This is a genomic window from Streptomyces sp. NPDC090741, assembly GCF_044769045.1.
Taxonomy (GTDB): domain Bacteria; phylum Actinomycetota; class Actinomycetes; order Streptomycetales; family Streptomycetaceae; genus Streptomyces.
Genome location: NZ_JBIVXF010000011.1, coordinates 140,372 through 165,681, shown reverse-complemented (window position 1 = coordinate 165,681; position 25,310 = coordinate 140,372). Strand labels below are relative to the sequence as shown.

Annotated in this window: 25 protein-coding genes; 7 read left to right on the top strand and 18 right to left on the bottom strand. The window is 70.1% G+C overall.

Translation table 11 applies throughout. The annotated features are described in order from the left end of the window. Positions 1 to 243: 243 nt before the first annotated feature. From ACIQU4_RS28170 to ACIQU4_RS28115, 12 genes are all read right to left on the bottom strand, one after another. On the bottom strand, positions 244 to 804 hold the full coding sequence (locus ACIQU4_RS28170) for a hypothetical protein (protein WP_403736301.1): 561 nt from the start codon (positions 802 to 804) through the stop codon (positions 244 to 246). Between the two features lie 90 nt (positions 805 to 894). Beyond that, a complete protein-coding gene (locus ACIQU4_RS28165; protein ID WP_403736298.1) occupies positions 895 to 1,542 on the bottom strand; it encodes a hypothetical protein in 648 nt (215 codons plus the stop codon). A gap of 175 nt (positions 1,543 to 1,717) precedes the next feature. Beyond that, positions 1,718 to 2,335 carry a hypothetical protein gene (locus tag ACIQU4_RS28160; protein WP_403736295.1) on the bottom strand — a complete coding sequence of 206 codons (618 nt, stop codon included), beginning with the start codon at positions 2,333 to 2,335 and terminating at the stop codon, positions 1,718 to 1,720. Between the two features lie 78 nt (positions 2,336 to 2,413). Further along, complete coding sequence (locus ACIQU4_RS28155; protein WP_403736292.1) at positions 2,414 to 2,722, bottom strand: hypothetical protein; 309 nt, start codon at positions 2,720 to 2,722, stop codon at positions 2,414 to 2,416. A gap of 1 nt (position 2,723) precedes the next feature. Beyond that, positions 2,724 to 5,120, bottom strand: a complete 2,397-nt coding sequence (locus tag ACIQU4_RS28150; protein WP_403736289.1) for a DNA translocase FtsK — start codon at positions 5,118 to 5,120, stop codon at positions 2,724 to 2,726. An 88-nt stretch (positions 5,121 to 5,208) separates the two neighbouring features. Further along, positions 5,209 to 6,327: a hypothetical protein gene (locus ACIQU4_RS28145; RefSeq protein ID WP_403736285.1), complete on the bottom strand. Its 1,119-nt coding sequence runs from the start codon at positions 6,325 to 6,327 to the stop codon at positions 5,209 to 5,211. A gap of 1,211 nt (positions 6,328 to 7,538) precedes the next feature. Further along, a complete protein-coding gene (locus ACIQU4_RS28140; RefSeq protein ID WP_403736281.1) occupies positions 7,539 to 9,263 on the bottom strand; it encodes a DUF2637 domain-containing protein in 1,725 nt (574 codons plus the stop codon). Continuing rightward, the gene (locus ACIQU4_RS28135; RefSeq protein WP_403736278.1) at positions 9,260 to 9,526 is read right to left on the bottom strand and encodes a hypothetical protein; all 267 of its coding nucleotides are present in this window, start codon (positions 9,524 to 9,526) and stop codon (positions 9,260 to 9,262) included. Before ACIQU4_RS28135 ends, ACIQU4_RS28140 begins: the two co-directional genes overlap by 4 nt. A gap of 203 nt (positions 9,527 to 9,729) precedes the next feature. Beyond that, positions 9,730 to 9,930 (bottom strand): hypothetical protein, encoded by a 201-nt coding sequence (locus tag ACIQU4_RS28130; RefSeq protein ID WP_403736275.1) that lies wholly within the window; start codon positions 9,928 to 9,930, stop codon positions 9,730 to 9,732. 75 nt (positions 9,931 to 10,005) lie between these two features. Beyond that, the gene (locus tag ACIQU4_RS28125; RefSeq protein WP_403736273.1) at positions 10,006 to 10,377 is read right to left on the bottom strand and encodes an ATP-binding protein; all 372 of its coding nucleotides are present in this window, start codon (positions 10,375 to 10,377) and stop codon (positions 10,006 to 10,008) included. A gap of 104 nt (positions 10,378 to 10,481) precedes the next feature. After that, positions 10,482 to 10,607 carry a hypothetical protein gene (locus tag ACIQU4_RS28120; RefSeq protein WP_403736271.1) on the bottom strand — a complete coding sequence of 42 codons (126 nt, stop codon included), beginning with the start codon at positions 10,605 to 10,607 and terminating at the stop codon, positions 10,482 to 10,484. Between the two features lie 574 nt (positions 10,608 to 11,181). Beyond that, positions 11,182 to 11,439, bottom strand: a complete 258-nt coding sequence (locus ACIQU4_RS28115; protein WP_403736581.1) for a WhiB family transcriptional regulator — start codon at positions 11,437 to 11,439, stop codon at positions 11,182 to 11,184. A 366-nt stretch (positions 11,440 to 11,805) separates the two neighbouring features. Between ACIQU4_RS28115 and ACIQU4_RS28110 the strand changes: the two genes are divergently transcribed. Further along, the gene (locus tag ACIQU4_RS28110; protein ID WP_403736268.1) at positions 11,806 to 12,561 is read left to right on the top strand and encodes a GntR family transcriptional regulator; all 756 of its coding nucleotides are present in this window, start codon (positions 11,806 to 11,808) and stop codon (positions 12,559 to 12,561) included. Between the two features lie 140 nt (positions 12,562 to 12,701). On the opposite strand, the gene ACIQU4_RS28105 is transcribed toward ACIQU4_RS28110, so the two are convergent. From ACIQU4_RS28105 to ACIQU4_RS28090, 4 genes are all read right to left on the bottom strand, one after another. After that, positions 12,702 to 13,607, bottom strand: coding sequence for a phosphotransferase (locus tag ACIQU4_RS28105; protein ID WP_403736265.1), 906 nt, complete (start codon positions 13,605 to 13,607; stop codon positions 12,702 to 12,704). A gap of 32 nt (positions 13,608 to 13,639) precedes the next feature. Continuing rightward, complete coding sequence (locus tag ACIQU4_RS28100; protein WP_403736262.1) at positions 13,640 to 15,040, bottom strand: helix-turn-helix domain-containing protein; 1,401 nt, start codon at positions 15,038 to 15,040, stop codon at positions 13,640 to 13,642. A 348-nt stretch (positions 15,041 to 15,388) separates the two neighbouring features. Next, positions 15,389 to 16,567, bottom strand: coding sequence for a helix-turn-helix domain-containing protein (locus ACIQU4_RS28095; RefSeq protein WP_403736259.1), 1,179 nt, complete (start codon positions 16,565 to 16,567; stop codon positions 15,389 to 15,391). Positions 16,568 to 16,573: 6 nt separating this feature from the next. Continuing rightward, on the bottom strand, positions 16,574 to 17,014 hold the full coding sequence (locus ACIQU4_RS28090) for an NUDIX domain-containing protein (protein WP_403736256.1): 441 nt from the start codon (positions 17,012 to 17,014) through the stop codon (positions 16,574 to 16,576). 170 nt (positions 17,015 to 17,184) lie between these two features. Between ACIQU4_RS28090 and ACIQU4_RS28085 the strand changes: the two genes are divergently transcribed. From ACIQU4_RS28085 to ACIQU4_RS28065, 5 genes are all read left to right on the top strand, one after another. Beyond that, positions 17,185 to 18,042 (top strand): TauD/TfdA family dioxygenase, encoded by an 858-nt coding sequence (locus tag ACIQU4_RS28085; RefSeq protein ID WP_403736253.1) that lies wholly within the window; start codon positions 17,185 to 17,187, stop codon positions 18,040 to 18,042. After that, positions 18,039 to 18,551, top strand: a complete 513-nt coding sequence (locus ACIQU4_RS28080; protein WP_403736251.1) for a hypothetical protein — start codon at positions 18,039 to 18,041, stop codon at positions 18,549 to 18,551. Before ACIQU4_RS28085 ends, ACIQU4_RS28080 begins: the two co-directional genes overlap by 4 nt. 241 nt (positions 18,552 to 18,792) lie before the next feature. Then, positions 18,793 to 19,452, top strand: a complete 660-nt coding sequence (locus tag ACIQU4_RS28075; protein ID WP_403736249.1) for a DUF6624 domain-containing protein — start codon at positions 18,793 to 18,795, stop codon at positions 19,450 to 19,452. 581 nt (positions 19,453 to 20,033) lie between these two features. Further along, positions 20,034 to 21,239: an ATP-binding protein gene (locus ACIQU4_RS28070; protein ID WP_403736247.1), complete on the top strand. Its 1,206-nt coding sequence runs from the start codon at positions 20,034 to 20,036 to the stop codon at positions 21,237 to 21,239. Positions 21,240 to 21,259: 20 nt separating this feature from the next. After that, the gene (locus tag ACIQU4_RS28065; protein WP_403736245.1) at positions 21,260 to 21,745 is read left to right on the top strand and encodes a hypothetical protein; all 486 of its coding nucleotides are present in this window, start codon (positions 21,260 to 21,262) and stop codon (positions 21,743 to 21,745) included. Between the two features lie 53 nt (positions 21,746 to 21,798). On the opposite strand, the gene ACIQU4_RS28060 is transcribed toward ACIQU4_RS28065, so the two are convergent. Then, on the bottom strand, positions 21,799 to 22,662 hold the full coding sequence (locus ACIQU4_RS28060) for a DUF1932 domain-containing protein (protein WP_403736243.1): 864 nt from the start codon (positions 22,660 to 22,662) through the stop codon (positions 21,799 to 21,801). Further along, positions 22,659 to 24,020: a hypothetical protein gene (locus tag ACIQU4_RS28055; RefSeq protein WP_403736240.1), complete on the bottom strand. Its 1,362-nt coding sequence runs from the start codon at positions 24,018 to 24,020 to the stop codon at positions 22,659 to 22,661. The genes ACIQU4_RS28060 and ACIQU4_RS28055 overlap by 4 nt, the downstream gene beginning before the upstream one ends. Positions 24,021 to 24,424: 404 nt before the next feature. On the opposite strand from ACIQU4_RS28055, the gene ACIQU4_RS28050 reads away from it, so the two are divergent. Beyond that, the gene (locus tag ACIQU4_RS28050) at positions 24,425 to 25,216 is read left to right on the top strand and encodes a hypothetical protein (RefSeq protein WP_403736236.1); all 792 of its coding nucleotides are present in this window, start codon (positions 24,425 to 24,427) and stop codon (positions 25,214 to 25,216) included. The last annotated feature ends 94 nt before the right edge of the window (positions 25,217 to 25,310 follow it).

The window sequence follows — 25,310 nt, the reverse complement described above, 5'->3', positions numbered from 1 at the left end:
TCACCACGCAAAAATGGGGCCGACCCGCAGATGCGGGCCGGCCCCTTCATCATTGCTCGCCACACCGCAGCGCGGCCGCATCAACCTGGCAGGTGCAACACGGAAACCACGCTGGAGACACGAGGCGCTGGCCCCGTCGAGGCCGGCCCGCGGATACGGACCGGCCCCCCATGTCTTCCCCCCACCCGAACTCCGTCTACGCGATGGGCCGTACGCCGTGCGAAACCTGCCCGGGCGCAGGGCTCACTGCCCAGTCCCGCGGCCGGCCGACGAGGTGTCCTTCGCCCCAGCAGCGGCCCGGCGGTACGAGCCCGCCTCCAGCGCAGCCACCTGCTGGGCCACGACAATCGCCCCTTCCCGGGTCCATCGGAATGCGGCGGCCCGTCCGATATCGCTCACGTAGCTCCACCCGCCGTCCACCCAGGCCCGCAGCCCGGTCAGGGCACCATCCGTGACCGCCCACAGCTCGCCCTGATCATCACGGCGGACCACGACCTCCGCATAGCCCCCTGCCGAGCCCACGGGCACCGGTACCCGGAACTCCGTGGCGAGGTCGATCCGCGCGCCCGCCAGCAAGCCCCAGGCCGTGCGGAGCTCGTTCGCCAGCCACCGGACATCCACGGGAGCCTGGGCAAGGAACTCCCCCAGAGGCAGACGCGCCTCACCGCTCGTGCCCAGGATCGCGACCGGATGGCCCTCGGCGTCCTCGATGATCCCCGTGTCGGTGGAACGCTGGCGCCACGCACCGGAGGGCAGGCACTGTGCGCGGTCCTCAATGTCGGTGAGACGGTCGAAATCAGTCAACGTCAACTCCTCGCAAGCGGTGGGAAGGGGCGAGAGGGCTCCACCTGAGGGCGGCCGCCGGGTGGGTAGCCGCCCTCAGGTGGGGGCCCGTCAGACCATGTCGACCTCGGTCCGCGGGATGCGGATGTCGGTGGCGACCGGCAGGCCCGCCGCGCGCGCGGCGAGCCTGTGGTGGATCTCCTCCATCCTGGTGACGGTCACCGGGTCGTCGCCGTCGCCGGTGACCAGGGAGAAGCGCGACTGCTGTCGGCCCCGAGCCTCGACGGATTCGTGGTGCAGGTACACGCCGGGCGCGAGGTAGAACACTGCCTCGGCGTTCGCGAATCCCTGCCAGCGGTTCTTGTCCGCCAGGAAGTTGGTGCTCCGGTCGATGTGCCAGGCCGCCTCGGCGGCACGGTGTGCGGCGTCCTCAGCGGTCGCGGCGGCGACCTGGGCGAGGCCCTCCTCCAGGGAGGCAGCGGCGGCGCGGACGATGGCCTTGGGGACGGCTCGCCGCGTATTGATCGTGCGGCGCACAGGGTTGATGACGATGCCGGCCAGGCTGTTCAGTGCCAGGGCGGTGATGAGCGCGATGGTGCCCGTGGCAGCGAGGTGCCCGTCCTCGGACCAGCTCGGGGGGTAGTACGTGTATCCGAGCCAGGCTCCCGCGGCCCCGCCGATCAGGGCGGTCGTCAGATCGGCGGCGTCGGTGACGGCGTCGGCGACGGTGATGAGGGCGCGGCGCAGCGATGCGTTCATGATGGTGGCGTTCCTTCTTCTGTCAGTTGCGCTCTGGGAGCGGGAGGGGCGTGGTCCGGGGCGGCTGGGGTCCGATATCCCAGCCGCCCCGGGCATGTGCGCGAGCGTTCAGCCCGTGGCGCGGTCAGCGCCGCGAGGCGGCCGGGGTGCCCTGGTCACTGGCGGGCGGCCTTGATCAGCCGTGGAAGCGGTTGCGCTTGAAGATCGCCTTGCGGATCTGTACGACGGTCCCGCCAGCGGCCTGCTTGCCGCGGGCGGCGCCCAGGAGGGCGCCGATCACGAGGATGAGGACCGCGACACCCAGCACGGCCTGTCCCGCCGCTGCGAGCAGGTCGTCGAGGACAGCTAGGCCGGGGGCCGCGGCGCCGAGGCCAACGCCGGCGAGCGCGATCCCGCCGCCGGTCGACAGGACGATCACGCTGTACTTCCACGCGTGGGTGGGCACCGGCTGGGCCGACGGGCGGTGGCCGGATTCGGGAACGGGCACTCGCGGCGCGTGCGCGCTGCTGAGCAGGGCGCGCGCGGCCGAGATCTGCTCGTCCCGGCGGACGAGGTCGTGGACACGTGCCAGATATGCCTCGTCGGCCAGGAGCCGGGCGGCTTCCGAAGTCAGCTGTGGGTGCGGGGCCTGGGCCAGGGACGCGGCGCGGGGATGGGAGTCGGGGAAGAGGCGCCAGATCTGCTCCAAGCCGGGGGCGACCACGGCGCCGGTGGGCATGAGGGCGGGCGGGTTTTCGGCGCCCGGAGCGTGTGCGGGTTCGTCGACGGCGGGTATGAGGTCGCGGGTGTTCACGGTGCTCCTGCTGTTGTGGTGCGGGGGAGTCGGGCGACCCCGCCCGGCCGCAGCGGCTGGGCGGGGTCGGCGTGGGGACTATCCGAGGCTGTAGAAGGCGAGGCCCGCAGCGAGGAGACCGAGACCGGTCCGGATCCACCAGGGGCCGAACTCGACGGCGCCCCACGCTGCGGCGAGGGCTCCGCTTCGCAGGAACCAGCGGGTGAGAAAGCCCAGGGGGCGCTGTTCCTGCAGTTCCCGGATCCTGGCCGTACGGCGGTCCATCTCCTGCTGGAGGTGAGCTCGTGTGACGGTGTCGGAGGGGGAGGTGTTGGCGAAGGTCGCGCTGTGGAGGTGCCGCTCGGTCTCCAGGCGAGCGATCTCCTCGTCGACGGTCTCCCAGGGCATGTCACTCCTTGGTCTGTGCGGAGGCGCTCGTCAGACCCATCGCGCCGAGGTCGGCTTCGGGGACACCGAGCTCGGTAGAGATGCGGGCGATGGCCGCGGGGAGGTCGTTCGCGGCGATGAGGACGTCGCGGGCCTTGCCGCCGGCCGCGGGGCCGACGATGCGCTGCTGGTGGAGGTAGTCCATCAGCAGCTCGGCGGCAGAGTGGCCGATGCGCAGCTTGCGCTGGAGCATGGATGCGGAGCCGAACTGGGTGGCTCCGACGAGCTCTACCGCGGTGAGGACCAGGTCCGCGTCGAGACCCTCCGGGAGCTGCTGCGCGGCGGCTGTGGTGGCGTCACCGGCTGGTGAGTTCGTCGACAGCGCGATGTAGCGCGGGTACTGGCCGGACTTGTCTTTCACGGCCTTGCCGTCCTCGGCCCACCGGATGAGCCAGCCGCCGACGGTGCGCGGCTCGGGGGTGTTCGTGCCTTCCGGGAGGGCTTGGCTCAGCGCGGTGTGCAGTTCCTTCGGCGCGTAGCCGGCGGCGCCGGCATTGAGCAGGAGCTGCCAGCCGAGCTCGCGGGGCTCGATGGGCCGTGCCGGCCGGGGAAGTACGGCGACGGCGGCCGCGGCCGAGTCGGACGCCTTCTCGTGGACGTCCTGCGGCGGAGTGCCGGGGTTGATGAACGCTTCGACGGACGCGAACACTTCGGCGGCGCCGCCGAACCCTTCAAAGCCGCCCGGGGCGGTGCTGGCGCCGGCTTGAGTCGGCTGCGCGACGAGGAGGTCGGCGGCGGCCAGGGTCTCGCCGGCGTTGTCGACGGCCTGCTGCGCGGACGCGGTGAGCGTCTGCCCCTGGTACAGCTCGGGCAGGGTCCGGGCCCAGCGCTGTGGGTAGAAGGCCCCGCTGGGAACGTCGGCGGACAGCCGGTCGAGCTTGGGCCGGCGTCCCGCGGTGGCCGCGCAGATCTTGTCGATCACCGCGTCGACGATGTACCACGCCTTGAACGCGGTCGGCCGCTTGGGCCCGAGCCTGGTGTGCACGTTCCAGCCGGCGCCGGCGACGGGCGCGTCCTTCGGGTCGACCTTGACGTAGCCGGGGAACAGGTACGCGACCTCCTCCGCGTCGGAGACGGTCATGGCCACGCGCCACTTCGCCATGATCTTCATCATGGCGGTGATCGCGTCCTGGGTGGCGCGCAGGGCGCAGATCAGGGCCCGCACTCGCATGGCGCGGCCCTCTTCGATGACCTTGTCGAGCATCTCCTTGACGTCGTGGGGAAGGCTCGCCGTTTCGTCGACCACGATGACGATCCCGGGGATCTTGTTGTCGATCGGCAGCTTGTTGTCGGATTTCCGTTGCCGCATCAGCTGCTGGTAGCCGGCCTTGCGGGCCGCGATGATCTCCCCCGCCATGGTCAGCATGAGCCGGGCTTCGTCCGCCGTGTGCGCGACCCAGTCCACGATCGGGGCGGACGCGAGGCCCTCGGTGGCCCACGGAGTAATCCACGGGAGCGCGACGCCGCCGCCGGTGATGTCGATCGCCCAGATCAGGGCGTCCGGCATACGCGCGAGCTGCGCAGTGACGACCTTCACGGTGTTGGTCTTGCCGGCGTCGGTCTCGCCGACCAGGATCCCGCAGTCGTTGCACAGGCTTCCCAAGGCCGGGCTGCCGTTGCGGTGCAGTCCGAAGGGGAACCGTTCGGTGAGCGTGAGTTCGCTGAAGTCCTCGGGGTAGGGCAGGTCCTGGGTCACGATGTCCTTCAGCGTGACCTCGATCAGGATGGTGCCCCGGTTGGCGCCGGCGAACGTCTCGACGCCGCACCCGTCGCCGAGACGGAGGTCGGCGGCGAACTTCGGGCCGTAGCCGTTGAGGTCCTCGATGGTCGTGCCGCCCGCCGGCAAGTTGATCTCGACGGTGTAGCCGACCTTCTCGGGCCACCACTGGACGTCGACGCCGGTGCACCCCTCGATCCGTGCGACCCGGGCGAGGCGGTCCTCCCAGTCACGCAGCACGCCGACCGACTCGCGGCGCAGCTTGAGGAGGCTCTTGCGTTCCCGACGGGACGCCTCCGATGTGGTGGCACCGGCGTTCAGGGCGATTCCCACGGCGGCGAGGCCGAGCCCGGACGCCCATCCAGTGGCGGTCAGCGGGGCGCTCGCCAGGGCCCAGGACGCCCACGTGGCCGAGGTGACCCAGGACAGGGCGCGGACGGAAATGGTGCCGGTCGTGGTGCCGCGTCGGATGTCGTGGGCGATGCCGCCGACGGCCGCGCCCGTCAGGGTCAGGGCGGCGGCCTGCCAGGGCAGCCCGGTGATCGGCGCGAGCATCACCATGGATGCCGCGGTCTCGGTGGCGTATCCGAGGTAGGTGGGGTGGCCGCTGGGCAGGGACCAATCCCAGTGACGCATGGACATCGAGTCTCTCCATCTGCGTGGGCGTGGGGGCGTACACGGAGGGTCAGGGCCGCCCAGGAGGCGGGCGGCCCCGACCGCGTGCGTCAGATCACCGCGGGGTGTTCCACATGGATTCCGCGGCCGGGCCCTTGCGGGGGTTGGTGTTGTGGCTGATCTCCCGCGCGTGGTCCTCGACGAACAGCTGCGCGGCCATCTCGGCGTAGTCGGAGGCCGCGCGGACGGTCTGCGCGAGGGTGCCGAGGTCGTCCAGGACCCTGTCGTCGACGGGATACTCGACGCGCGTGCGCTGGCGCAGGGTGTCGACGGCCTCGGCGAGGGCGGTGAGCCCGTAGGACATGCCCTGGAACTCGCTGCCGACCTGCAGCATGTGCACGGGGTCGAAGGTCTTGTAGAGCACGGACATCAGCACGCACCCGGACTCGATCTGCCCGGGCGCCATCATCGCGTCGGCGGGCGCGTCACTGCCGGTGCCGGCGACGTTCCACATCCACTCGTTCGTCCGCGGGTTGGTGATCCGCTCGATGTCGAACTTGTGGACGTCGCGGAAGAGAGTGTTCATGGCCTCTGCACGGCTCGCGCCGGTCATCAGCACGCGGAAGGCTTCGCCCAACTTGGCGAGGGCGCGCTTGGAGCAGGGGTACTTCTGGTCGCCGTTGACGGCCATCTGCTGGATCGCCTCCGCGGTCGAGCGGAAGGCGTTCGGCAGACCGGCGTACTCGGCCGCGACCTCCATCATGCTGAGGGGCTTGGCCGCGATGTAGGTGTCGCGGGCCGCCCGCAGGGCGAGCGCGAACTTGCTGGAGTTGCCGTCAAGCACGTGGGTGCCGGAAACGAGCGGTCCGCTCACGAGGTCAGGGTCCTTTCGGGGGTCATCGACGGAGAGGTTGAGCTGGTCGGCCTGGGCTTCCCGGTCGTGGCGCGCCTTGGACCTGCGGTAGAAGTGGCGCCAGATCCGGGCGGCGGTGCGGACGGGCAGAGCGAAGGCGTGAAGGGGATCGCGGTGGCCGGTGGCCGAGCGCAGGACGCCCCACAGCACGCCGAGGGGAAGGGCGAGCAGCCCGGCGAGGCCGGCGAGCATGCCGCCGCCGGCACACGAGGCCCAGTGGACGATCTTGCGCACGGCGAGCCGGCGCATGCGGTGGAGGCGGCCCTGGTGGGGCTGGGCCCGGGACATCCCGCCGGCGCCCGCCCCCGGGGCGCGGCGCACGATCCTGCGAGCGCCGGCGCGGAGCTTGCGCCACAGGCGGCCCCGGGCGGTCCGGGCCGCCGGAGTGCTGCCCGCAGGTGTGGCGCCGCCCGTACCGGCCGCACCCCCGGACGAGGCGGCTCCGGAGCTGCTGTTCCGACGGGCTCTCGCGGCCCATCCCTTGACGGTCTGCCAGGCCCTGCCGATGCGACCCGGCGTACCGGCGGCCTGCTTGGCGCCGTTCCGGCCGTTCGCCGGGTTTCGGGGTGCAGTGCCGCCAGCGCCCCCGGCGCGCTCGGCTTTCAGGCGCGGAAGACGCCTTTTCAGCCCGGTACCGGCTCCCTTCAGACCCGCGCGGGGGCCGTTCAGCCCCCCGCGGTTTCGGCGGCTCTTCGAACCGGCACCGCCCGGGGACCGGTTCCCCGCAGGCCCGCCGGAGCGATGACGGCCCAAGGACCCCATCTGACCAGGCAGTTTCCTGCTCCGTCCGGCGCGCGATCCGCTGCGCCGGACGGAGCCGCTGCCCGCGCCCGTACGAGCGGCAGCACGATGCGCGGAGGCCCGGGATGTAGGAACCTTTCCGCGCTTTCGGCCTCTCAGGGCGGCCACCCCGAGTGCCGCGCCCGCCACGCTCGCGGCGAGGAGGCCGGGCAGGCCGGCGGCCGCGTAGGCACCTCCCATGGCGATTCCGGTTGCGTTCGTTGCGTGGATGGCCAGAGGGACCGCACGAGGTCGCGCACGGGGCCGTTCGCGGTCGGCCGCAGGTGCTTCGGACGGCTGCTCGGGGATGGTCTGCACGATGTACTCGCCGGTGTCGAGCCCCTCGCTCGGCGCGGTGTTGGGCTCGGGGGCGAGTGCGACGGTCGCGGTGTCTGCCACGACGGATCTCCTCACATTGAGTATCGGAGAGGAGAGGCGAGGAGAGGCGAGGTGGGGTACCCGTGCCCCAGAAACCCGATGAACGGGCCTCTGTGGCGGGAGGAGGGGGGCTTCTCCCATGGGTTTTCCTCACCTCGCCTCACCTCGCCGCTACTTTCCGTAGTGAACGGGTGGGGGTTCGGCCGTCTTTGGTCCCGGCCGGGGCGCTGCCGGAAGAGCTGGGACCGGCGATGCCGAGCCGGCGTGCACCGCGGGGGTGGCACCGGCTCTGTGTCGTCGTCCCGGCCAGGTTGGACGAAGGACGGGACACAGAGCCGGGACGGCGGATCTACGCACGACGAGATGGGTTCCGCTTAGCCGAGCATCGGCTGAACCGGGCGGCTCCCGGAGGACTTGAGGAGCTCCAGGGCACGGTCCTTGCGGTTGTGCGCGGTGCCGACGGAGACGCCGAGCTCGTCCGCGATCACCTGCATGGTGACCTCGCTCTCGCCGCGGGCCTCGATCATCGCCTTGACCCGGTGGGCGTCCCAGTCGGCCTGGGACATACGGGTCCGGGCCGCGTCTTCAAGCGCCCGCGCCTCGTATTCAGCGGCCCGGGCCCGGCTTTCAGCAGCGGCTTCGAGAGCGGCGGCCTCACGAGCCTTCGAGGCTGCCGCCTCCTCACTGGACTTATGAGCCTCCTCGTTGGCTTTCACCTCGGCAGCGGCGTGTTCAGCGGCCCGTGCCCGGCTTTCAGCCGCGACTTCCTCGGCCTTCAGGCGCTCTGCCTCCTGCTCGGCGACGACCCGGGCCTGCCGGGCGGCCGTCTCCTTCAGGTCGGCCTCCTCCTGGGCCGCGCGCTGTGCCAATTCAAGATCCAGGCGCCGCTCCTCGTCGGCTGCCTCACGAGCCATCTGCTGCTGCTCCACGCGCCACATGGCCTGCGCCTTCTCCGTCTCGATGCGAGCCTGGAGCTGGCGGCGCTCCGTCTCGCCGGCGAGTTCACGGGCTCGGGCCTGTGCCTGGTCCTGAACGAGGGCGAGGTCGGCCTGACGCTCGGCTTCGGCCAGCTGAAAAGCGGCCTCGGCCTTCTGAATCTCCGCGCGGGCCGCCCGCTCGGCGCCGGCCTTGGCAACCTCGAGCTCGCCCTCTGCCTGAATGCGGGCGACCTCGGCCTGAATCTGCGCGGTCCGGATCTGAACGTCAGCATCGACCTTCTGAATCTCTGCCGCGGCCCGCTGCAGCGCCGCGTCCGCCAGACGCTGCTGCTCGCGCACCTCTTCGAGGAGGGGCTGAACGAGAGCTTCCTCGACTGAAAGCCCCACCCTCGCCAGTTGAAAGGGAGCGAGCTCCTCCTGGGTGGCCTTACCCCGCCAGCGCTGCGTCTGGTATTTCGCGGCGAGGCGCTGGCGGTAGACCATCCAGCTCTTGTGGTGGGCGAGCGCGGCCTCGTAGGAGGTGATCTCGTCCCGGCGCATCAGCATCCAGATCCGCAGTGTCGTCAGCGGGTTGCTGAACCAGCGCGACAGGCGGATCTTGCCCATACGCCGGACGCCTTGGGACTCACCGATGTGCGCGGCGTACAGGTGTGCGGCGATCTCGCTGAAGACGACCCACAGGGAGGCGAGTGCGGCGTGGCCGATCTGGGCCGGGACCGTCGCGGCGGCCTCCCAGTTCAGGTAGATCGTGACCACGGTGCCGCCGCGGGGGACCCACTTGACCCACCACAACTGCCGGCGGGTCCTGATGAGCAGGAGGTTCACGATGCCGAACGCGAGGATGGACGTGTCGACGCCGACCGGCAGCAGCCACGGGTCGGTCCATCCCCAGCCGCCCTTCTCCGCCGGCAGGGCGGCCTTGGTGTACAGGGCGCCGAAGCTGGAGTACAGACCGATGGTCGCAACTGCCGTGCCGAGGAGTGCGCCGAAGGCCGCAAGGGCGATCTCCCACCTGGCGTACGCGGAGGGCGATTCCTGGGAGGACGTCAGCGCCTCCTCCAGCCGCTGCTCCGGGGCCTGTTCGTGGGGCTCCGGCAGCTCCGCGTACTCGAGCTGGCCGGCGGAGGAGTCCGGATTGCGGGTATCAACAAGGGTGCTCATGGACTGCTCTCTGGATGGTCAGGCTCAGTCGGGCGGAAGGGATCGAGGGCAACCCCGATGCATAGGCGGACCGCGCCGAACACCCCCAGGCCGACGGCCAGGTGGACGAGCGTCGGCACCATCCCGTTGGCGAAGAGGTCAACCAGGGCAAGGGCAGCGGCGATGAGCGCGATGAACGTGGCCAGGATCGCCACCATCGGCGGGCTCGCCGCGTACGTCTCGGGCACAGGCTTGAGGCCCGAGGGTGCGATGGCGGTGCTCACAGGGCACCTCCGCAGATGGCGTCGAACATGTGCATCTCTCCTTCGCAGCGGGGTCGCGAGAACCAGGCCGAGGCCCAGCGGGCAGCGGGCCTCGGCCTCACGAACGGGTGATGTGCTCGTCGCACCCGCCGAGCGGGGGAGGTACCGAGCGTCGAAGCGGCTCGATGTCGACTCGGCCACGGCGCGCGGAGCTCGTGCTCCGGCTACGAGTCGCGGTGCTCGCGGAGGTAGCGCGCAAGCTCGATCTTGGCGGCGGCCTGGCTACTGAGGGCCGTGATCGCCGTCCAGACGCCGCCGTTCTGATCGGCCTGCTTCAGCAGTTCGTGTGCTTCACAGACCAGAACGTCAGGGTCCGCGTCGATGCGGCGGAGGGGGTTGAACATGCGGGCGAGCATCCTGGCCATGAGGATTCTTTCTTGCGGGGGCCGTCAGTCGGGCCGGAAGAGGGCCGGCGCGGCGCGTGTCGGACGTGGCGGGGGCTATGCGGGTGCGAGCAGGCAGCGGACCTGCTTGCCGATGGCGGAAGGGATCACGCTCACCTCGTGGCACAGAACGTTGAGCAGGACCAGCCCGCGGCCGGACTCAGCCTCCGGGTCGTCCATCGCCGCCTTCCCCGGCTGCGGGAGGAGTTCGGGTTCGGGGTCGTGCACACTCACCGCCACCAGGGAGTCCGCCACGTAGACCTCGATGACCAGCGGGACCGCGTCGCCGCAGGCGCGGACGGCGTTGCCGACCAGTTCGGAGAGCACCAGCTGCGTGGTCGACGCGACCTTGGCGGCGGCGCCGTAGGCCAGCAGGATCTCTTCCGAGAGGTCCCGCATACGGCTGAGGGCGGCTTTGCTGGCGGTCATGTGCGCGATGAAGCCGCGGTCCCGGCGCCGGAGGTACAGCCCGGGTTCGGAGGGCGGTAAGGCGGGGGGCGTGCTGGTCGTGGCCTCAGTACGGCTACGGCCACTCATCGCGGTCCGCCCTGCGCGCCGCCCTGGCGGACCCGGCGCAGTGCCTCCTCGATGATGGTGTCGGTGGGGTCGCCGTCCTGGTGCGGGGTGGGCGCGTTCAGGAACTTCGGGATCAAGAGCATGGTCGTCGTCCTCTCTCGGATGGCAGGGCGGCCGGTGGCCCAGCAAGTTCAGGGGCGCTGTCGCCTGGTGGCTGATCTGGGATTCGGTTCGCGACACGAGTTGCCGCGGCCGCCGGCGCTCGGTGGTGCGTGGGCGCCGACGACTGCGGTTACTGGTGATCGGTGCGCGTTTCCAGCGCGCTTGACCTCAATCGGTGCGGACTGCTCGCGCCTGGGGAGGCCAGTCCCTGGCGGTCGTCGCAGCGTCAATGTCGCCGCACCGTTCTCTGAAGCCGGTTGCGCGGTATGTCGTGGGCGAAGGCCCTTTCTCGGCCGGCTGGTCTCCACCGCGCGCCCCTGCGTTGCAGGGCTCGATATCGGTGGATCACGCTGTGGAGTTATAGACGTCTCGCCGCCTTCGGCTGCCTCCGTTGAGCGAGGAGGTCCGGCGTTGGGGCGGCATCCCTCGAGTCGTCCGGCCGCCTCAGATGGGCGGCGGCTCGACGTAAGGGGGAGTCGGACTGGCCGCTCCCCGGCTATCGCGTCCGCCTGACGTGCAAGCGGACGCGATAGCCGGGCAAATGCCGTCCCTGGATCAAGCCGTCTGGGTGCGGGCCCGGTTGCGGGCCGCGCGGCGCTTCATGGCGCGGCGTTCGTCCTCGCTGAGGCCACCCCAGACGCCGGCGTCCTGACCGGACTCGAGCGCCCACTGCAGGCACTGCTCCATGACGGGGCAACGACGGCAGACGCCCTTGGCCTCCTCGATCTGCAGCAGCGCAGGACCGGTGTTGCCGATCGGGAAAAAGAGCTCCGGGTCGTCCTCACGGCACGATGCGTTATGGCGCCAATCCATCTGTTCCTCCGCTTTCATCCGAATCAAGGTGAGGTTCGACCCTGTGTCTCCCGGCCGGAGCGGCACAGGGGTGGGGCGCGGTGCGACCTCGACAGCAACGCCGAATGGACTCCGGCGAGTTGAACCCGGGTCGCTGTCGAGATCAGTGAACCATGATCTCCTTAGGGAGATCAAGAAGTTCCCTAAGGGGATTTTGGGATGGGGGCGTCAATGAGGGACGGGCGCGCCGACGGCCGGGCTGCCAGTCGGTCGCGGCGCGCGGAGTCCACACCCCGCCGGCACCTGCACCGCATGGGCATCCGCGTCTTCGGCAGGGCAGGGCCGCACGTACGATCAGGGCCTGAAAGAGATCGCCAGAGGAGAGGCATGACAGACGCGCCGGGCAGCCGCGTGCCCAAGTACCTGCGGACCGCTGACCTGCTCAAGGCAGCTATCAGCGATGGAAGGTATCGACCGGGCGATCGGCTGCCAGGAGAGGACGCTCTGGCCGCAGAGTTCGGCGTGTCTGCAGGTACAGCACTTCGGGCGCTGGAACTGCTCAAGCAGGACGGCACGGTCGAAGGCCGACGAGGCTCCGGCGTCTACGTTCAGACGCTCACACCGCTCAGGCGCTTTGGGACGTCTCACGTCCTGGAGGCACAGTGGGGGAGTGCAGTGAGGGTCTGGCCCTCGGACAACGCGCCGAGCCTCGATGTTGACCAGGTATCCACGACCAGGACATCCCCGCCGCCCGCTGTCGCCAGCCTTCTGGGGCTCGCACCTGGCGAGACGGTCCTACGTAGCGACTCCCGCTTCCTCGTGAGAGGCAGGCCAGTCAAGCTCGTGTCCGTCTTCCTGCCACAGGAAGTCGCAGCGGGCACCTCCATCGAACGCTCCGATGCGGGACCGGCCGATATTCGGGCTGTCCTGGTCGAGGCGGGCCGGCCTGCCGTACACGTCCGCCAAGAGGTTCGCGTCCGCGCGCCGGACAGCACCGACGCCGACCGACTCGCCATCCCCGTCGGCCGATTCGTCCTCGACGAACACCGCGTCTACTTCGACGCCGGCCGACAGATCATCGGCGTCGAGCAGACGATCATGGACAGTGCATCGCACGTTCTCGAGAACGAATTCGATCTCTAATATCGCACTGGTCAGGGCGCGGCCGAACCTGCGGCCGACCGGCTGACCTCCAGGGACGGGCCCCGCACTCTCGGAGTTGCGGGGCCCTCCACGCGGCCGCGCGGATCAAGGCCCGAGGCCGGGTCCCTCAAGGTTCGACGTCAGAGGATGCTCCACTGCAGGCCGGGCTCATCACGGCGGAGCCCTTCCACACGCCGCTTCACCTCGTGCAGGCTGGCCGGGGCGTGGTGGACCTTCCTCGCGTTCGTTGTGATCATGCGCAGCTCACGGATCGCGGCCAGGGTCTGGTAGCCGGACCACCGTGTGACGTCCCAGCCGTACGCCTCCGCGAAGGCTGCGTAGTGCCGTGCCCCGTGGCCGAAGCGCCGACAGTGGACTTCGACGGTGACGAGATCCCACTCTGGCTGTCCGAGCGCCACGGTGTCCCAGTCGCACAGGACGGCTTCGCCGTCGCCGGTGTGGAGGGCGTTTCGGTGCTGGGGATCTCCCTGGATCACTCCCTGCGGAAGGTCAAACTCCACAGTGCTGAGAGCTGACTCGAGCTGCTCGGAGTATTCGTTCAGGAACGACAGCGCTTCGTCGGAAAGGCACGTGATCGACTTGAGCGACCGGCGGATCGCGGCGAGGTTGTCGTGGATCGGCAGAGCCTCGGGCACAGCCGTCAGGGTGTGCAACGCGTGCAGCGGCTTGGCCAGCTGGGCCGCGGCGACCGGATGGGGTGGCTGGGGCAGGTACTGCCAGAACGTGAGGGCGTGCTGGTCGATGACGACTGGCTGGTCGACCGAGTGCAGGGGGACGGTGGGGAAGCCAGCGTTCATCAGCCAGCGAACGAACCGGACAGTACGAGCCACATCGTCGATGCGTGTTCCCTTGCGGGCGATCTTGACGACGATCCCTTCCCTTTCAAGGTGGATGACCGCGTTGGTGTGGCCGCGGAGCAGGCGGCCGTTGGAGGAATCGAGGTCTACGGCCGCACATCCTCGCTTCAGGACCTGATGCATCTCGGACTCGTCGAACCCGCCGGGGGCCGGCGCAGCTTGTGTCATGGGTTCAGGCTCGCCGACGATCCCGGCTGCTGTCACATCTGTCCGGGCGGAAGCGCAAGGATCTCGCGCAGCTCGCGCGCTGCACGGCTGGCCTCCGCGCCCGGAGGAAGTGCCCCAATCACTTCGCGAGCCCGCTCTTCCACGATCGGTGTGCGGTGTTCGGGAGCAATCCGAAGGAGAGTGACGCCAGCCAACTGGCAGGCTTCCGAAGGGCTGCGCTCGTGGGCCAGACAGAGGGCCGACTCGAGGCTGAGCAGTGCAGGGTCGATTCCGGTCCTTGAGGGGTAGAGGCGAACGGCCGCCTCCTGGACGCGACGTGCTTTGCTCGTGTGCCCGAGGGCGGTCAGGGTTCCGCTCTCGTAGAGCCTGAATCGTCGTTCGGGGAAGCCGAAGGCGTCGTTGTCGGCCGGGCCTCCGGCGCCGCTTTGCTCGAACGCGGTGGCGGCGTATCGGAGTGCGGCCTCGGCTCCTTCTGTATCGCCCAGCTTGGCCAGAGCGCGCGCTTCGGCGGCCGAGGCGAAGGCCGCCGTGGCGCTAGGGCGTCCGCGGCTGATGATCCGAGCTTCCCGTGCGAGGGCGACCGCCGCCTCCAGTGGGCCGTAGTAGAAGGGAAGCATGGCGGCTTGTGCCCTCACTCGGGCGCGGAGCTCCGTGTTGCCGCTGTCGTCCGCAGCGTTCCTCGCGGTGGCGTACCAGGACCGAGACCGGGGGAGGTGCCCGAGCTTCATCAGCGCATCCGCGACGAGGGTGGCCAGCATGGCTGTCAGCTCGGACAGGCGGACCTGGACGGCGGCTGGCTGCCTTTGGCCAGCGAGGTCCTCAACTTCGGCGAGTTGGTCCAGGAGCACCTTGATCATGGGCTCTGGTGCTGTGTAGACGTACTGCTCTCGTGCCCATAGGACCTGCTCATCGAGCATGTCGAGCTGGTTCGAACTTACGGTTCCGGCCGCAAGCGTACGGTCCACCGAGCGTCGCGCCGCATCGACCTGCTGTTCCAGGGAGTCGGCGGCGAACTCCGTACGCGAGGCAGTAGGCGAGGGCAGAGTCCGTCCTACCAGGACCACCGGGGAGGCTCCGGGGGTGGGTACGGCCGCCCCTGCGTTCTCAAATCCCAGGTCCTCGGGCGTGCAGCCTCCGTAGTACTCGCACAGCAGAGCGAGCGTCGCCGGCCGCGGCTCGTGGCGGCCGTTTTCCCAATGCCCCAGTTGGTCGCCATCCGCCCGGAGCGTGCTCCGGTGCCCCGCGCTGAGCGAGTTCAGCCCCTCGGCGGCTTCCTTCAGTGTCAGTCCACGGGCGAGGCGTTGAGCGCGCAGGAGGGAAACGGCGCAGTGGCTGTGGATCGTGTGAGCGATCTGGCCGCAGGACTCGCCGCGCGTGGTCGCCTCTTGGCGTAACCGCTTCGCGCAGGACGGGCCGTGTGGTGTGCGGTTCATCAGCACCTCCTCAGGCCGGATCGGGCATCGAAATCGTAGTGACGATCCATCGACTCTGCGTCAAAAACAGTGACTTCTTAACTGATCAGTGTCCTGATCAGTGACCTTGGGGGTGCGAAGTCACTGATCAGTGAACCGTCACTGTTGCTCGGCACCGGGTCTGGGCGAATCCTGCTGTCCTGGAAGCCCGACAAGTTGCCCGATGGCCGGCGGAACTCACGCCCGGCTGGAGGCCCGCGGCTGGCGCCATCCCACCATTCGGCCTCCAGTGCCCATGGGGGCGACGCCCGCTGCTACCCAGACGGGGAGGTGGATGTGGTGCTGGAGCTTCCAGCCAGGGTGAAGGCGCTACGCAGCCATCTCGGAGCGGAGCTGGGACAGGGCCTGGTTGGCGGCGTCCCTGACAGCGGGCAGGGTCTCTCCGGTAGCCCGGAGCACTCGCTGGAGCTGGTGCGGAAGCCGTTGGGCTCGGGCCTCACGGACCGCCCCGTCAAGCAGTTCTCCGGCGCCCTTTCTGTCTCCAGCGAGGAGTCGGACGCGTCCAGTCGTGATGAGCTCGATGACGCGCCACTGGGGTGCGACGGTGGTGGTCGCGGCAGGAGCTGCTTGTTCGGCGCGCAGTATGGCCGCGCGGGTGCGGCCGGTGCCGATCAGACCGCGAAGCTCGATCTCGTACAGGGCTACCGGGTTGACGAGACTCGTGTGATCGACCTCGTCGAGCAGCGCCCTGGTCTCCGTGACCGCGCGGTCGAAGAGCGGCGCGTTTCCCAGTACGCCAGCAGCCCGGGCAAGGAGTGGGAGGACGGCTGCGCGGCTCGGTGGGTCGGGGGCGAGGGATGCTGCTCGAATGAGCCGGTTGACCGCGGCTCCGACGAGTCCTGCCTTGCGCAGTTCGTTGCCGTGCATGCGCAGCGCGGTGGTGGTCAGCGCAGGTTCGTTGAAGAAGGTGACGACGTTGAGGCTCTTGCCGGTCCAGTGCGCGGCGGTGGCGAGGCGCTCCTCGGGGAGGACGTTTCCGAGCGCTGTGCCGAGACCGAGCCGTGCGGAGGCCAGGAGGCGGAGGGCTTCGCGCTCGGTGTGTCCGTCTCGCGCGCGGGCCTCCAGTCGGGCTACGAGCGGCCAGAGTTCGGCGACCGCCTCCGAGGCATGTCCTGCCTGTCGCGCGATCTCGGCGAGACGCACGGTGGAGAGACCGAACTGGATGAGTGCCCGGAAGTCGGTGTCTGCGGGATCCGTGACGCCCAGGACATGCGGCGGGAGGGCGAGCTGGTCGGCGATGTGCCGCAGGGCCGTCACGTCGGTGAGCCGGCGCTTTCCCAGCTCGATTGCGGAGACGTACGTCTTGTCGTAGCCGATGAGCTCGCCGGTCTCCGTTTGGCTCTGGCCATGCACGCGGCGGTGGAAGCGAAGGATCGGCGCGAGGTCGCGGGTAGCGAGAACGTCCTGGGCTTCGGGGGTGGCCCAGTGCCAGGCGGCGTGCCGGGCCGATGGGCGCACAGTGGCGCTGTCGACGCCGGGTTGCGTCATCGCCGTCTACTTCGCGGCCCGCGCCGCGTACACGGTGGCGATGGACCGCTTGTACCCGTCAGGCATGGTCAGGCCAGCTACCTCATGCTCGGCGAAGAGACCGATGCGGGAGTGCTCGTCGCTCACGATCGGGGCGGCCTCCGGGGTGAGGACCGTGCAGTTGTAGGTGATGATCAGGACGCGGCGGCCGGGGATCGGTTCGTAGACCCAGGTGTCGAGAAGTGTTCCGGCTTTGACGGTCCAGCCGGTCTCCTCCTGCAGCTCCCGCTCCACCGTCTCTTCGGGGCTGAGATCCGCGGGGTTCGAGCTGGTAGGGGGCCCGATCTCCAGTCGGCCGCCGGGCAGTTCCCACTCCTGGCGCTCGTTATGCACCAGGACAACTTGTCCTTGGTGGTCGAGAGCGACGGCCTTGACCGAGACCGGCCACAGCGACGGTTGGTTTGGCATGAGGCTTCCCGGGATGCGGTGGGTGGATCGGCTCTTCGGAACGTAGCAGGCGGCCGCCGATCAACGGAGCAGTTGCCCGGATTGTCCGGGTCGACAATCTGTCGCTTTACGGCGATGCCGAGGTGTTCGGACCCTGGACGGATCGTGGCCATTCGCAGAGGAGCACAGCAATGCTGACGCGTGCACGTACGGCAAGGTTCGGGTCCCACTACGTCGATCAGGAGGAAGAGGGAGCCGACCGCGTGATCGCCGGGCAGGTAGCTGCCCGCGGTGTCGTCATGGTGGACGGGCTCACTTCCCGTCAGGCCGTTCTCGACTTCGCCCAGCGGATCATGACGCTGGTGCCACACCCCGACAGCGACCCAGACGGCCTCACCACGATCCAGAACATCGGACTGGCCTCGCGGCAGCCGGGTCTCGCCGGCCTGGGCAGCGGCGAGCTGCTCGCCCACACGGAGCGCTCCAGCGTCCCCAGCCCGCCGCGGCTCATGCTCCTGGTGTGCCTGCGGCCGGCGGCGTCGGGTGGCGAGGTGCTCTTAACTGACGGGCGCGCCGTACTTGAGGACTTGGCCGCGACCACCCCGTCGGCGATAGAGGCCATGAGCCTTCGTGGCACCGCCTTCTACGGAGACGGCGGCGGACACCCGTCCAGGATCTTCACTCCGCATGGCGGTGGCCGGATCTCCATCCGGTTCCGACAGGACGAACTCGGCCAGTTCAGTCCGCTCGTGAGCCGCTTTCTACCGGACCTCCGCAAGGCCATCGCAGCCAACGAGCACGCCTTCGCCTTGCAGCCTGGGCAGGGCTACCTCATCGACAACGCGCGCCACCTTCATGCCCGTGCCGCGTTCCTCGGTCCCCGTCTTTGCGTACGCGCTCTGGGTGCGCCCTCGTTCCCGCTCCGAGAAGGCTTCTCTCGCGGCGGTGCGGCGGCGAAGAGTCGGGCGGGCGCCGCTTCGGGGCGGCACGGAGCGCGTGGGAAGTCCGCTCCCGGCGCGGGCTCCGACGAAAGCTGGGAAGTCCGGTGAGCGCGGTGACGCAGTGGCCGCCGAAGACGCGGGACGCGGGTGCCGTCATCGCGGCGTACGAACGGGTACTGGGCTGGCCCCTGATCGTCGACGCCACCTTGGTCTCCGCGGAGCGAGCAACGGCCGAACTGCGGGACAACGCCAGCGCGGAGCTGAGCACCACGTGCTCCGCCTTCGACGCCGTCACCGTCTCGCATCCGGTCGGCGTGGACATGCTGGTGCTGCTCGGCCGCCAGGACCTCGATCTGGTGCCGTGCCTGACCGACGGACATGACCAGGCCGTCTTCCTCGTCCGGGCCGGAACCGGTGGCGCGCTTGCCGCGATGGCTGGCGTCTCAGTCGAGTCCGGCCCCGGTGGACGACTCGTCCTGCCGCCCTCCCCTCGCAGGCGGTGGGACACGCCTCCATGGAGCGCCCGGGCCCAGGAGCCGTCTGCTCTTCCTCCCGGCTCCGAAATCGAACCCTGCCTGCGCGCCGCCTTGCGGCTGTTCGGCGGATCGTCTCCCTGAGCCAGATGCATCTCTGCGTCCCACGCCAGCCAAGCCACCTACGGAGAGCCATGTCCTGTCCTTCGACGTCGCCTGTCAGCCGTGCCCGCTCTGTTCATGGCAAGGGGCCCACCCCGCCGCGTGTAGACAGTCTCACGCGGGCAATTCCCGGTACCCCCTCCGGCCAGCAGCCAGGCCGCTGTCACGCACGACCGCCTGCCTATGCCCCTTCGGGGATCCGTGACCGCGCTGGGGATGTCCGATGACCTCCACGACGCGGACCCCGACCGAGAAACCGGACCTGTCGTGCTTGAACGAGCGCCTTCAGCAGCGGTTGATGGAGATGGCCGCTGCAGAGGCGGCTGCTCGACAGCACGCGCTCGCCCTGTTGCCGGCCGGGAACCGGCGGGCGGCACTGCGTAAGCTCCAGCTCCGGCACACCCGTGAGCTCGAGGCCATCGTCGCCGACCATGGATGGCCCACCGGGCCCGTGGTCGGCGAGGAGTCCTCGGCGTACTGCCTGCAACTCCTCCTGGTCTGCGGAGATCTTGCATTCCAGATTCGCTGTAAGGCTCTGATCGAGCGGGCGGTAGCGGCGGGGGAGTGCCACGCCGTCCACTACGCCTTCATCTCGGACCGGACCGCCGTCGCCTTGGGCGCCCGCCAACAGTTCGGCACCCAGATCGACCCGGTGACCACCCGGCCGTATCCGATCGAGGACAGCGAGAGCGTCGACCAGCGACGGCGTTCGGTAGGGCTGGCACCGCTCGTTGAGGTGCTGGAGGGATACCGGGCGCGGCGGCTACAAGCCGACGCTCCCACAAGGAACGACATGGACCCGAAGCCGCTGGACAGGCAGGCCATTGCGCCACACCGTCCCGTCGTCGGCCGTACCGCACCCGGAAGCGGTGCTCGCGGATGACCGCCCGTTTAGCTCCCGGCGCACGCTGGCTGGCACAGCAGGCCGGCTGCACACGGCCGACCGCTACTCGTCATCCGTGGTCGCGGGGGCCGCTCGCAAGTATCCCGATCGGGATCGACTTCGCGGTGGTGCGCGTGCCTGAGGCTGCCGCATCCCGGGCGGTCGACCACTTGGCCCAGCAGGGCGCCCTGGGACCCGTATTGAACCTGGGACATGTCCGCGCGTTCCTCGTGGATCCGACCCTGCGTGACGGTCGCCAGATTCCTGGCGGTGTGCTCCTGACCGGGGCTCTGGGGGAGGTACTGCGCTGCCCCATGCCCGGCCTACCGGCGAAACTGACCCGCTTCTGGTCGGTGGCCCCGGACGGGTCCGGCGACCTGCTCGACCCGCACCGACTCGCCCAGGCCCTGCGCATCACCTGGATGCCCCTACCGGGACCACTAGCCCAAGCCACTGCGGACACTGAGGACGAAGGGCCCCCGGTGGATGCCAGCGCGGTCTCATAACCAGGCCCTCCCCCGCCTGACAACCGGATGCGGCTTCCCAGTTCTCCCTTCCCCTTCTCTTCCATGAGGAATGACATGGCTCTCCTGCAGGAAGCGTCGCTGGTCCTGGCGCCGACCGGCCTGGCGGCCGCGGGCGCCGCATCAGCTGCAGCCTGGTACTTCCGGCGGGCTGCCCTCCGAGGCAACCACGCCCTCCAGGAGGGACTGGCCCGGGTCAAGAGCCGCGACGATGAAGTCCTGCATCTGGCTACGGTGCGCCTGCCCGCCCTCGCAGCCTCCCCCGCCCCGGCTGACCCGACGCACGCCGGCCCGCTGTTGCACCCGCAGCTGGGCGCCACCCCGTTCGGCATGGCCCTGCAGGGCTTGATGAAGCAGACAGCCACTCTCGTCGGCGATGTTCAACACCGCGCGGAGGCAGCGGCCCACGATCAGATCCGAGACCTCCTGCAGCCGCTTGTGGCGATGGTGAACCGGCAGCAGAGCGCGATGGTCCAGGTGCTGGGGACGATCGCGGACGAAGGAGTGCTCGCTCACGCCTTCGCAGTCGATCACATGGGCACCCTGCTCGCGCAGCGGATGGACATCATCCGCGTCCTGCTCGGTGAGGACGTCGCCAGTGAGCATCCCGACCTCCCGCTGATGTCCGTGTTGGCCGGAGCACAGTCCCGTGTAAAGGACTACCTCCGCGTACAGATCCCCACCGGCAGGCAGGACATCGTTAGAGGGCGGGTGGCCGGACCTGTTGCCGTGGCCCTGGGAGAGCTCGCGGAGAACGGTGCCCGCCACTCCACTCCGAAGACGCCGGTCGCGGTACAGGTCATGGAGGTGGAGGGCGGCCTCTGTGTTGTGATCGACAGCATCGGCCCCATGCTGCGCAAGGACGAGTACCAGCGGGCGGCTGCTCTGCTTCCCGGGCAGTCCCGGCCTCGGCTTACCGGGCTCGGCGGACGGCTGGGCTTTGCTGCGGTCGGCGTTCTGGCCCGCCAGCACGGATTCCAGGTGTGGCTGGATCCGAACTGGGGCGGCGGCGTCCGCGCGGTGCTTCACCTCCCGGGGCACCTTCTCGTCCGCCCGCCCGTCGCGGACGAACCGGAGCAGCACGGATCCGCCGTTGACGGGGTGGGGGCCGGTGCGGTTCGGGCGGAGGCCGGACAGCGGCTGGCGGATTTCAGTCGCGCTGTCCGCGCCGCCGGCCACGCCCCGCACCAGCCCGGCAGCCCAGCGGCACGGCCGGGGGCACAGGGTGGCGGATGGGCTCCAGCTGGTCGGGAGGTCCGATGAGGACGATTCGGGGCCAGGGGATGACATCGGGTGACCACCTGCCGGCGCTCGCCGCTTCGCGCTACCGCCAGCAGGAATCGGTGGTGTTGGCCGTGCGCCGTCGCGGTCACCCGCCGCGGGTGGTCAGATACATCTGCTCGCCGCCCGAGCGGGTAGATGGCCACGTCGCGCTGTCCCGGTGGGCGGCGGGACGGGGCTGGCTCGTGGACCCCCAGACCTACACCGATCGGTGCGAGCCCGGCCCCGTTGGGGAGCGTACTGAGCTGCGGATCGCTCTGGACCGGGTGATGGCAGGTCATGCGGACGGACTGCTCGCTCCGGCGTTCGAGCACATCAGCCCGGACCTGGGGGAGTACGGAGATCAGCTCCATCAGGTTCGGGCTCACGACAGGTTCATCGCTCTGGTCCTGCCGGAAATCCCGAGAGGCGCACCCCAGGGCATGCACGGCTGGAAGGCGCCGCAAGAGGTGTTCGGTACGGAACCAAGGTCCGCAGGTGCCCGATGAACATCGCGGGTACGGGTGAGACCGCAGCCCACCGCCCGGCCGGGCCGGAGCGCCTAACCGGGGTGAAGGGTCGGGGCGGTGGCGGTGGCGGTGTCGTGGAGGTGGGCGAGCGCCTCGCCCGGCGTGAGGTCGCTGCGGTCCTTGTCCGCGTCCCAGAGGCGCATGGTCTCGGCTGCGGCGTGGGCGAGGTGCGATGGCAGGCGGGCTGTTTCCAGGGTGTCTGCGACTTCACGCATTTCCGGGGCCCAGCGCCAGGCCCGGGCGGCCACGCTGGGAATGTATTCACGGTCGGCGAGGATGGCTGCGGGCATGGCGCGGGCCTCTTCGGCGAGCAGGTCGCCGACTCCGTGGTCGTCCGCCAGGGCGTGGGCGACGGCCGCGAGGGTGCGGGCCGCCTTCTGGTAGCCGCCGAAGGCCATCTTCAGGGCCGAGGCGGCCCCCGCCCGGAGCCCCGCGTCGCGGACCTTCACGGCGGTGCCCCCGAAGATGCCGCGCGTGAGCGCCTGGTGTTCTTCGGCGCCGGCCAGGTAGAGCCGGGCCTCTTTGCCGTTGGCAGGGGGCGGGCCGATGATCGCGCCGTCCAGGACGACAGCGGGGCCAAGGAGCGAGCTGATGGCGTCCAGGCGGGCGGGGCTGATGGCGTTGGCCTCGATGTAGAGGCCGGTGTATCCGTGCTCGGCGACGGAGCGGGCCACGTCCTCGGCGGCGTGCGGCGGGCAGACCGACAGGACGACCTCGCTCTCACGCAGCGCGCCTGCGAGGTCAGGGCGTTCGGACAGTCCGGCCTTGTCGGCACGGTCGCGGGTCGCCGGGCTGCGGCCTTCGGACACCCACAAGACCGTGTGGCCGTTGGCGACGGCCCAGGAGGCGAGCGGTGCGCCCATCGCCCCTGGGTGCAGCAGCGTGATGGTGGTCAACGGGTTCCTCCGGGCGGCAGGGACAGGGGGTCGTGCTGATGGTGGTCGGCGAGGGCTTCGCGCAGGCCGATGGCTGTGGGGCTCGTGGCTGCCGGGTGTGCGCTGAGTGTGCGCTGCAGGTGGCCCAGGCGCTTGCGGACGCTCTCCGTGCCGCGCCGGGCGTGGACTTGGAGCACGTCGTGGACCTGGTGGGCGGCTCCCTCCACGTCTCCGCGGCCGAGGCGGGCCAGCGACAGGTCGAGGCGGGCAAGGGACATCTCGCCGAGGCGGCGCTGCTCGGGGGGCGCGCTCGCGAACAGTTCGACGGCTTCGTCGGCTTCGGCTTCGGCGTCGCTGAGGTGTTCGTTGCCTCCGAGCCACAGGTGGGTGCTGCTGGCGTAGAAGAGCTGCTTCTCCCGGGGGAAGGCCATCATGCCGCCGGGGAGATCATCCGCGTCGCCGAGCCGCTCGCGCATGGCGTCGGCCTCCAGCAGAGCGGCCAGTGCCGCGGTGGGCTGGTTGAGCTGGCCGAGCGCGCGGGCCCTGATGCTGGCGAGACGGATGTGGGCCGTCCCTTCCTCCGGGACCAGCCCGCGGCCGGCCTCCGCCAGGCGGACCGCGTCTGCGGGCCGGCCGTCCCAATAGGCGATCAGGGCCTGCAGGCCACGGACCCAGACGCGCAGGCCGTTGTGACCGGCGAGTTCGCCGCACATGTGGGCGGTGCGGGCCTGGGTCTCCGCGGCCGAGTACCTGCCCAGATCGAAGGAGGCGTTGGCCAGGACCCCGCAGAAGACACCCGCCGCCATGTACAAGTCGCGGGTCTGGCTGGGGGTCTGGCGGCCCTCCAGCTTCTCGAAGACCCGGTCACGCAAGGCCCGCACCTCTTCGAACAGGGGGCCCACGGGCCTGTTGGGGTAGGTGGTGACGATCCGCCGGAGGTCGGCCTCGAGCTGTTCCATGGTGTGCGGTCCGACGTTGCTGGCCTCGACGCGGGCCGCGAAGCCGGCGGATTCCTCGGCTGCTGCCGTCACGGCGTCCTCCATCGCGGCCGGGTGTTCCGTTCCGCATTGTCCAGCACGGACCGCTGCGGGAACGTCCTCGGCCGCTCTGGCCGGAGCGAAGAGCATCTCCACGGCGAAGGGACGGAAGAGGTGGGCCAGTACTCGCCGCGCCTCGCGACGGGGCAGGGTCCGCACGTCGTTGTGGGCCCACCGCAGGAACTGGCGCTTCTCGATGGTGACCGTGGCCAGGGCGGCCGGCCCCTCCAGGTCGGCAAGGTCTCTCGCTGCCTGTTCGAAGCGGGGCAGGAACCGCTCGTAGTCCTGCCAACCGCGTTCGGCGATCAGCTGTTGGAACAGCGTCCGCTCGGAATCTTCCATTCCCGCTCACCTCTCCCGCACGGACCGGCACCTGCCGGACATCATCACGCTAGATCAGCAACTCGGCTTTCAGACAGTCCCTTTGGCCTCAGATCCGGCCCGGCGGGCCACATGACACGGCTGTGTCCGAACACGACCCGACATGACATGGATAGGGCACTCGTTACGTCACACCGCGGACGCCAGACTTCGGGCCCAGCACTTCTCCGGCTCCGCAGCCCGCCTGCCCGACGTGGCATGCCGACCGGGACGCCGCCCCGGCTTTCTCAAGCCTCCGCCTACAACATGTCCGTGGGAGCCCACGTCATGGCAGCATCCCCGCACCACCCGGCACCTCGCGGAAGCGACCCGCGCGGGCTGTGCCCCCTGCCGTACGCGGGCACCTCGTCCTTAGCAGGTGCGGCATGACGACGATCCTCTCCTCCGTCCCGCCGGTGACCGCGGACCAGGAAGACGACGAGGCATGGCGCCGGACCCTGCACGCTCGGGTCAGGGCCTACCTGGAGCCGATTCCGGTCAGGCTGGGACAGCCGGACACCTTCGATTTGGTAGTCACGCCCTGGGTGCCCGAATCGGAGCTGCTGCGTCAGGCGGTGCACGCGATGCAGCAACCGCACGGGTGCGGCCCCGTCCTCGCCGACCCCGACCACGCCCAGCTGTACTGGGCCGTCCCGCCCGGCACTGCCGCAACCTGGGCGTACCCGTTCACGGCCTGCCACGGAAGAGGCACCGTGCACCTGCCGGCGCCCTCATGCCACCAGGGTCCGGGCCTTCACTGGCTCTCGCCATGGAAGCGCACCCACCTGGTGGCACCCCGCGTACTGATGGCAGCCCTCGCCGACCTGCCCCGCGCCGTCGCCGTGCACGCCGCCGAGGCCGCTCAGGCCGCCGCCCGAGCTGCTTCCGCCCCCGCACCAGGCCCGCGCGGCGACTTCGCCGCCTTCTTCCGGCCCGCCCCCCACACCGCGGCCGACGGTCCGGCCGATCCCCCGGGGGACACGGGAGGTGCGCCGGACCGATCCCCGCTCCGCCCGCCCGCCTCACCGCAACGGGATCACGGAGCACCGGCGGGGCCCTCCGCACCGACCCCCAGCCGTCCCCCGGGTGTGGAAGCCCCCGCCGCCCAGCACACGGTGGAACCCACGCCACGCGCCACCCACGCGGAAGCCCTTGCCCCGAAGGCGGCCCGCTCCTGAAAGCCACCGCCCCGGCGCCACTGCAGCGAGCGTGGCGCCGAGGCGGTCACCACTTCCCGGCCCAACAGCCCATCAGGCGGGACCGGTGGGCCCG